This is a genomic window from Pauljensenia hongkongensis (assembly GCF_001746855.1).
GTDB lineage: Bacteria > Actinomycetota > Actinomycetes > Actinomycetales > Actinomycetaceae > Pauljensenia > Pauljensenia hongkongensis.
In genome coordinates this window covers 1,041,631-1,050,997 of the sequence record NZ_CP017298.1, presented here as the reverse complement: position 1 = coordinate 1,050,997, position 9,367 = coordinate 1,041,631, and the positions used below count along the sequence as shown (strand labels likewise).

Genomic DNA, 9,367 nt, shown 5'->3' with positions numbered 1-9,367 from the left:
CCCGGCGACGGCGCCGCGCAGGCGGGCGGCGGCAGGGACTCACACGCGAGCAACGCGGAACACGGACACTGCGACGACACCACCCCACCACCCAACATCCACGAAGGAGTAGACGAATGAGGAGAAGACCAATAGTCGGTGCGCTCCTCGCACCAGCACTCGCGCTCGGGACGCTCAGCGCCGCACAGGCCGCGCTGGCCGAACCGGCCCAGCCCGCCCCCTTCCACCCCGAGGTCCTGTGGGCCACCTCCGAGGAGCTCGTCGGCGAATCCGGCCTCAACGGGCACATCGAAGCCCTCACCGACGACGACACCGGCCGCAGCGGCGCCGCCGTCACGTTCTGGACCACCAAATGGAAGGACGGCGGGGACTCATTCCCACACGCCCTCGCCATGCGCAACCCCAACGCGCAGGACGGGGCGTGCGGCATAGGGGTCACCGCCAGGCCCACCTACGACTCCACGATGGGCAACGACCACCTGCCCGCCGAGTACAGGATCCACGCCTTCGAGGCGGATCCGGGCAACCCGGCTTCGGACGCGGACGCCCTCGCCGCGTGGAAGGAGTCCGTGCGGGGCGGCCAATGGCAGGGCGGCACGGAACTGGCCCACGCCTCGGGAGCACTGGCCAAGACCAACGACGAGCAGTACATCACCTTCCCGAGGACCACCGCGCCCGTCATCTCCCTCACCGGCCTGTCCGCCCTGGTCGCCTCCAAGAACGACATGGCCCTGTCCGACATCAAACTGCTGCCCTGCGACTCGGACGGCAACGCGATCACCACCTACCCTGCCCAGCCCGGACCCGGCCCCGAGCCCAGGCCCGAGGTCCCCAACGTCCCCGAGCCCCTCCAGGGCGGCGGATCCGACTCCCTGGTCACCGACTTCGTCATCGACCAGCTGCCCTACGGCGAGCCCGGCGCCCCCGTCGAGTTCACCCCGGGCACCCACACCTACTCCGCCACCGGCTACTACCACTCGGCCACCGTCTCCGCGCGGATCCGCACCGCACCGGGCGCCGAGGCCACCATCAACGGCGCTAAGCCCGACGGCGACGGGCGGGTGAAGAACCTCGACCTCGCCAAGGGGATCAACGCCATCACCGCGACCGTCACGAAGGACGGGCAGAGCGCCACCTACGTCGTCAACATCACCAAGACCGACACCGACTTCCGCGGCAACGTCCTGGTGCCCGCCACGGCCGCCCTCAACGGCGGCAGCGAGGCCGACAACCGCGCCCTGGTGGACGGGGACCGCAACACCACCGTCACCGTCGACCCGCTGGTCCGCTCCGAGCACTGGGACGGGTCCACCACCGGATTCGAGCTCACCCTCGACGGGCAGCGCTACGTCCACCGCGTCAACGGCTTCGGCTGGCCGTCGCTGCCCGGCAACGCCCAGGGCTGGCACGGGGGCAACTCCGTCGCCATCGCCATCCAGGAGGCCGACGGCGGTGAATGGAAGACCATCGTCACCCACGCCTCGCTCACCCGCGACGCGCGCGGCCTGTGGTACTGGGACTTCAACGCCTACCACCTGGCCCACAGGATCCGCGTGTGGATGAACACCGGGACCGAGCCCCAGACCCCCGCCAACATCGCCACGGCCGTGCGCTTCGACGACGTCGAGGTGTGGGGCCTGCCCGAGGGCAGCGCCCCCAAGGCCCCCGGGGCCGACAACTCCGCGGACGCCCGCTACTCCGGCTTCGACCCGGGCGAAGGCAAGTGGGGCGTCAACCGCGCCCAGGCGCTCGCCCTGCAGTACGGCGTCATGATGCCCGCCTGGGTCCCCTCCGAGGGCTACGGGCGCGGCGGGTTCGACGCCAACGAGCGCGGCCTCACCGGCGGCGCCTTCCCCATGTTCTACGACCTGCCCCTGTTCAACACCGCGATGATGGAGTCCCTGGGCAAGGGAGCCCCCTGGGCGCTCGCCAAGGCCCCCTTCGGGAAGAACGGGATCGCCTCGGCCGGAGAGCCCCATGACTTCCTGAGCGAGGCGCAGAAGCCCTACGCCAGCACCCTGGTCGACATCCAGTACGGCGACGAGAAGCAATGGGACAACACGGAGGGCGACTACTACCAGAAGTGGTTCGAGTGGTCCAAGACCGCCTACCCCGGCGCCCTCGTCCACTCCAACCAGTACGACGACTACACGTGGCGCAGGCCGCAGGTGCTCGACTACTACGTGCGCGCCGTCAAACCCGACCTGCTCAGCTGGGACACCTACTACTACTCCACGACCAGCGGTCCTGGCCCCGACAGGGTCGTCACCTCTCTGCTCAACAACCAGACGTGGCAGGCCCAGCGCGAGTACGCCCTCAAGGGCCTGACCGGCGACGGCTCCAGCCCGATCCTGTACGGCCAGTACCTGGACTACAACTGGGACGCCAACGTCTCCGCCTCGCAGAAGGCGATCGTGCCCTCCCTGGGCCTGGCGACCGGGCAGAAGTGGTTCGGCCTGTTCCGCATGGAGTACAACGGCTACGACCGCTCCTCGATCATCGACCACGACGGCGCGCCCACCCGCTCCTTCTACGAGTTCACGAGGATCTTCCGCTCCGTGCGCTACATCGGCGAGTACACGAAGGCCATGGACTCGACCTTCGTCGCCCTCAAACCCGGCCAGTACGACGGCCGCGACGAGGATCCGGTCCTGAGCGGCTACCGCTACGGCAACTTCGCCTCCGGTGACGAGGCCGTGGCCGCGAACCAGGGCGCCGGCCTGGTGGACATGAGCGTCACGAACACCGGCTCCGTCAACGGCGGCAAGCCCGGCGACGTGGTGGTCGGCTACTTCGACCAGCTCGAGGGCCTCGAAGCCGCCAAGTCCGCCGAGATCTTCGGCGCCTCGACCACCGTCCCCAAGGGGTTCATGGTCGTCAACGCGCTCACCGGGACCACCAAGTTCCCCTCGATGCTGCTCGACCCGCGCACCGACGACGGCTCCTTCGCCGAGACCGCCCAGGACATCACCCTCACGGTGAAGAAGCCGTCCGCCAACTCGCGCCTCATGCTGGTCGACCCCTCCACCGCGACCACCACCGAGGTCGCCCTCGGCGACGGGGAGACCTCCACCGTCACCCTCAAGGCCGTCGGCGGCGGCGACTCGCGCCTGCTCTACTGGGTGACCCGGGACGATCCTGCCCCCGGTCCCACGCCGACTCCGGCGCCCACCGCGGATCCGACCCCCGCGCCCACTCCGGCGCCCACCTCGGACCCCACTGCGGCGCCCACTGCGGATCCGACCGCCGAGCCGACGGGGGCGCCCTCCCAGGATCCGACCGACCCGCCCGCGCCCGGGCCCAAGGCGGGCAAGTGGGTGCAGGGGTTCTTCGGCTGGTGGTACCGCTACGACGACGGCACCTACCCGGTGTCCACGACGCTGGTCGTCGACGGGCAGACCTACAGGTTCGACGCGCGCGGGTACATGGTGACGGGCTGGCACAAGGACAACGGGGCCTGGTACTACTACTCCCCCTCGGGCGCGCGGGCGAGCGGCTGGGCGCTGGTCTCGGGGACCTGGTACTACCTGGATCCGGGAAGTGGCGCGATGCTGATCGGCTGGGTCGAGGTATCGGGGGCCTGGTACCACCTGGGCGCCTCGGGCGCCATGGACACGGGCTGGCTGAGCGAGGGCGGCGCCTGGTACCTGCTGGGCGCTGACGGTGCGATGCGCACCGGTTGGGCGCAGTCGGGCGGCCACTGGTACTACCTGGATCCGGGCACGGGCGCGATGCGCACCGGCTGGGTGGAGGTGTCGGGGGCCTGGTACCACCTGGGCGCCTCGGGCGCCATGGACACGGGCTGGCTGAGCGAGTCCGGTGCCTGGTACTACCTGGATCCGGGCAGTGGCCAGATGGCGACCGGGACCCGGACCATCGACGGGGTCTCCCACAGGTTCGCCCCCTCGGGGGCCTGGCTGGGCTGAGCCCTGCCTCCCAGCGGCGCCCCGGGACACCCCCCCGGGGCGCCGCCCCTTCGCGCACAGAACACCGCGCAGGGGCGCTCTTGGCGGGCTCCCGGTCCGCAGGACACCGATCACGGCGTCCGGGACGCGCCACGGGAGGCGGACCACCGCTGGTGCACCGGGCGGGTGCGGCGCCCGGCGTCCACCGGGACCGGAGCGTCTGGGACTTGCGGCCCACGCCCGCCGCGGCCCCGGCGCCCACAGGGCGCCAGGCCGGCGGAGGGCGGACCGAGAGGGCGCCGAACCGACGGGAAGTGGGGCACAATGCGGGTGTGGACTCCCTCGACGCACCATCCCCGATCCCGGCGAGCCCCTACGCCGACTTCGACCGCGCAGCGTGGGCGCGCCTCGCGGACCGGACGCCGCTGCCCCTCACACAGGACGACATCGACCGCATCGCGTCATTGGGCGACCCCATCGACATGCAGGAGGTGGACGCGATCTACAGGCCGCTGTCGGCGCTGCTGCACCTCTACGTCGACGGGCGCAGGCGCACAGCGGCGGAGCGCCACGCCTTCCTGGGCGAACCCGCCCCCGTCTCGACGCCCTTCGTCATCGGGATCGCCGGTTCCGTGGCCGTCGGCAAATCCACCGTGGCGCGCCTCCTCCAACTGCTGCTGCAGAGGTGGGACTCCACGCCCAGGGTCGACCTGATCACCACCGACGGCTTCCTCCACCCCAACAAAGTGCTGGAGGAGCGCGGCATCATCGCCAGGAAGGGCTTCCCCGAGTCCTACGACCGCGCCGCCCTCATCGCGTTCCTCTCCGCCGTGAAAGCCGGCGCGCCCTCGGTGAGCGCCCCCGTGTACTCCCACGTCGTCTACGACATCATCCCCGGCGAGGAGGCCGTCGTCTCCCGCCCGGACATCCTCATCGTCGAGGGCCTCAACGTCCTGCAGCCCCCGCGCGCCCTGCCGGGCTCCGTCTCCATCGCGGTGTCCGACTACTTCGACTTCTCCATCTACGTCGACGCCGACGAGTCCCACATTGAGCAGTGGTACGTCGACCGCTTCCTCAAACTCCGGGCGACCGCGTTCGCCCGCGAGGACTCGTTCTTCCGCACCTACGCCGGCCTTTCCGACGCGGAGGCCGAGAGCACGGCGCGCATGGTGTGGCGCGCGATCAATTTGCCGAACCTGCGCGAGAACATCCGCCCCACCCGCGAACGCGCGGAACTGGTGTTCACCAAGGGGGCGGACCACAGGGTGGAGTCGCTGAAGATCCGCAAGGAGTAGCGGAGCGCGCCCATATGGCGAAGGGCACTCGCCGGTGCCCCCGGCCCCCCGGTGTGGTCCAATTGAGTCCATGTGCGGAATCGTTGGTCATATTGCAAGCAGCCCGTCGCAGCGGTCGTGCCGCGTCGTCATGGACGGCCTGGCGCGCCTGGAGTACAGGGGCTACGACTCGGCGGGCGTCGCCCTGGCCTCCCCCGGGCGCCTCGAGGTCGTCCGCGAGGTCGGCAAACTCGCCAATCTGAGGGCCGCCGTCGACCGGGCGCACCCCGTCGACGCCACCGCAGGAATCGGGCACACGCGCTGGGCCACCCACGGGCGCCCCACGGTGGCCAACGCCCACCCGCACTGCTCCCCCGACGGGCGCTTCGCCCTGGTCCACAACGGCATCATCGAGAACGCGGACGCCCTGCGCGCCCAGCTGATCGCCGACGGCGCGGTCTTCGCCTCGGAGACGGACACCGAGGTCGTCGTCCACATGATCGCCCGTGCCTACGACGGGGCGTCCCCGGCCTCGTACCAGGGCGGGACCGCCGGCCTGACCGGGGCCGACGCGGACGTGGCCCGCCGGCTCGTCGTCGCCATGCGGGCGGTGACGGAGCAGCTGGAGGGCACCTTCACCCTGCTGGTGGTCTCGACCGAGTCCCCGAACGCGATCGTCGCGGCGCGCCGCTCATCGCCCCTGGTCGTGGGCCTGGGCAACGGGGAGAACTTCCTCGGCTCCGACGCGCTCGCCTTCGTCGAGCACACGAGGCGCGCGGTGGAGATCGAGCAGGACCAGATCGTCGTGGTCGCGGCCAGGGGGGTGACCGTGGTGGGCACCGACGGCCAGGTCGTCGCCCCGAAGGAGTACGAGGTCGACTTCTCGTCGGACCGCGCCACGAAGAACGGGTGGCCGACCTTCATGGAGAAGGAGATCCACGAGCAGCCCGAGGCGGTGGGAGCCACCCTGGCGGACCGCGTCGACTCCCACGGGCACCTGGCCCTCGACGAGGTGCGCATCCCCGTGCACGTGCTGCGCAGCGTCGACAAGGTCATCATGATCGGCTGCGGCACCGCCTCCTACGCCGGCCAGGTCGCCCGCTACGCCATCGAGCACTGGTGCCGGATCCCCGTCGAGGTCGAGCTGTCCAGCGAGTTCCGCTACCGCGACCCCGTGGTCACCGAGAAGACCCTGGTGGTGGCGATCTCCCAGAGCGGTGAGACCATGGACACCATCCAGGCGATCCGCCACGCCCGCGAGCAGGGAGCGAAGGTGGTCGCGGTCGTCAACACGCCCGGCTCGACGATCTCGCGCGAGTCCGATGCGGTGGTCCTCACGCACGCCGGGCCCGAGATCGCGGTCGCCTCCACCAAGGCGTTCACCGCCCAGGTGGCCGCCTGCTACATCCTGGGCCTGTACCTGGCCCAGGTGCGCGGCAACAAGTACGCCGACGAGATCGCCGACTACATGGACAAACTGGCCGAGGTGCCCGCCAAGATCGAGCGCGTCCTGGAGCGGGGGGAGGCGGTGCGCCAATTCGCCCGCACCATGGCAGGCGCCACGTCCGTCATCTACCTGGGCCGCCACGTGGGCTTCCCCGTCGCGATGGAGGGGGCCCTCAAGCTCAAGGAGATCTGCTACATCCACGCGGAGGGCTTCGCCGCGGGCGAGCTCAAGCACGGTCCCATCGCCTTGGTCGACGAGGGGCAGCCCGTCATCGTCATCGTGCCCACCCCGCGCCGCCCCGAGCTGCACAACAAGGTCCTGGCCAACATCGAGGAGGTCCGCGCCCGGGGCGCGCGCACGATCGTGGTCGCCGAGGAGGGGGACTCCTCCGTGGACGCCTTCGCCGACGTGGTCTTCCGGGTGCCGCCAGTGCCGACGCTCTACGCGCCACTGCTCACGGTCGTTCCCCTGCAGATCTTCGCGTGCGAGTTGGCGGGCGTGAAGGGGCTCGACGTCGACCAGCCCAGGAACCTCGCGAAGTCGGTGACCGTCGAGTAGCCGGGGTGTGTGAATTAGCGGTCATCGGGCGGCGTTCCGCCTGATGGGGGCGGATGATTGACAGCAAATCCCGTTAGCGAGGAGGAGCCATCATGAGTCCCACCACCATTCTCATCGGCGTCCTGCCGTCCGTGTTCTTCGGCGTCGCCACGACGCTGATGGGCAAGACCGGGGGGTCGGACCGCCAGCGCGTCATGGGCACGGTCCTGGGCGGCCTCCTCATGGCCGCCGTGGCCACGCCGTTCCTGCACCCCCAGTGGACGCCGTTCAACCTCGCGGTGTCCTTCGGCACGGGCCTGCTGCTGGGACTGGGCGTGTGCGACCAGTTGCGCTCCTACACCGTGCTCGGCATGTCGCGCACGATGCCGCTGTCCACCGGAGGACAGTTGGTCCTCATGTCGGTGGCGGGCATCGCATTGTTCGGCGAGTGGCTGCACGGCGGCGCCCTGCCCTACGGCATTGCGGCGATCGCGGTGCTGATCGTGGGGATCTGGTTCCTCTCGCGCTCCGAGGCGGGCTCGGACGCGGCCGGCCTGGACTGGGGGAGGGGAGCGGTCCTGCTCACCTCCTCGACCCTCGGCCTAGTCGCCTTCCCCCTGATCATCAAGTACTTCGGCATCGCGCCGAAGGAGTTCCTGCTGCCGCAGGCCGTCGGCTACACCGCGTACGCCGCCGTGTTCTTCGCCATCCAGGGGCGCGGCGGCGTCGACCCCGAGGCGTCGTTGCGCCACCGGCGCATGTTCCCCTCCGTGTTCAACGGCGTCCTGTGGGGCATCGCGATCCTGCTGCTGCAGCTCAACTCGAACAACCTCGGGGCGGGCACCGGATTCACGCTCTCGCAGCTGGGGATCCTGATCTCCACGCCGCTGGGCATCCTGTGGCTGCACGAGACGCGCAGCAGGAAGGAGCTGCGCTGGACGGGCATCGGCGTTTTCCTGGTGATCGCCGGGGCCGTTCTGGCGGGGATCGCCAAGTCCCTCGACGCCGCCTGAGAGCGGGGCTGCCCGGAGGCGGGCGGTGTGGCATTCGGGGAAGGCCCGGATTCCGACGCGCGTGTGCCTGTGATCGGCTCGGCGGCGGGTGTGTTCGGCTCGACGGTGGTGGGTGTGTTCGGCTCGACGGCGGTCGTGAGCTCCCCGGTGGTGGGTGTGTTCGGCTCGACGGCGGTCGTGATCTCCTCGGCACTGGTCAAGGCGGTGCCGGGTGCTCGGTGCAGCCCTTCCGAGTGGGGTGACTTGTATCGGGGCAGGATACGGGCAATGGGGTAGGGAACCGCCTATTGGGGTAGGCAAATTGCCTGCCCCGGTGGCCTGTTGCCTGCCCCGATGGCCTGTTGCCTGCTCCAATGCGCGGTTTCTGATGCTCTGTTGCCTACCCCAATGACCCGTTGCCTGCTCCAATGCGTCGTTTCTATTGCTCTGTTGCCTACCCCAATGACCCGTTGCCTACCCCAATGCGCCGTTTCTATTGCTCTGTTGCCTACCCCAATGCACAGTTGCCTGCCCCAATGACCCGTTGCCTGCCCCAATGCGGCTGGGTCCGTGCCCTCCAGGGATCGCCGGCGGGCGCCGCTCCGCTCCGGGTATGCGAGCATGGAGGGCATGAGCGCCCCCGCCGGGCGGCGCCGCCCGCCGAATCCCCGGTCCGCCCCGGGTGTGCGAGCATGGAGGGCATGAGCGCCGCAGAACCGATCCCCGCCCACACTTTCGCCACGGTCAGAAGGATGGAGGCGCCCCTGATCGCCGAGGCGCGCGCCCAGGGGCGTCCCGATGCCCTCATGGAGCGGGCCGCCACGGGGGTGGCGGACGCGGTGCGGGGCCTGCTCGGACGGCCCCGCGACGAGTTGTGGCCATCCGCAGCCGATCCTTGGCGCCTGGGCCCCGGTCCCCTGGCCGATCCGCAGGCCGCTCCTCGGGGCAATGCCCCCGCCTCGGGGGCGGATCCGGCTGCCGTCCTGTCCGACTGCCAAGCACCCTCGGCCGCCCTGTCCTCCGTCGCGCCGCATGGGCCGTCCCTGGCGCCCTCCCCCCACAGCGCCGCCCACGATGGCGCGCCGGAGGGCGCCGCACCCCAGGTCGTCGCCCTGGTTGGCTCGGGCGACAACGGGGGCGACGCGCTCTACGCGTGCGCCATCCTGCAGGACGCGGGCACCGCCTGCATGGCGCTCCTGCTCAAACCCGGGG

4 protein-coding genes and 1 pseudogene are annotated in these 9,367 nt (G+C 70.5%); all 5 read left to right on the top strand.

Going from position 1 to position 9,367, the window contains the following annotated elements:
- Nucleotides 1-116: 116 nt before the first annotated feature.
- Entirely contained in the window at nt 117-3,926 is a 3,810-nt protein-coding gene (locus BH719_RS04345) for a cadherin-like beta sandwich domain-containing protein (protein WP_009743548.1), read from the top strand.
- Nucleotides 3,927-4,237: 311 nt separating this feature from the next.
- A complete protein-coding gene (gene coaA, locus BH719_RS04340) occupies nt 4,238-5,200 on the top strand; it encodes a type I pantothenate kinase (protein ID WP_009743547.1) in 963 nt (320 codons plus the stop codon).
- Between the two features lie 70 nt (nt 5,201-5,270).
- Entirely contained in the window at nt 5,271-7,184 is a 1,914-nt protein-coding gene (gene glmS / locus BH719_RS04335) for a glutamine--fructose-6-phosphate transaminase (isomerizing) (protein ID WP_009743546.1), read from the top strand.
- Nucleotides 7,185-7,276: 92 nt separating this feature from the next.
- A complete protein-coding gene (locus BH719_RS04330; protein ID WP_009743545.1) occupies nt 7,277-8,176 on the top strand; it encodes a GRP family sugar transporter in 900 nt (299 codons plus the stop codon).
- A 680-nt stretch (nt 8,177-8,856) separates the two neighbouring features.
- Nucleotides 8,857-9,367, top strand: a pseudogene (locus BH719_RS09610) (NAD(P)H-hydrate epimerase); the annotation flags it as partial.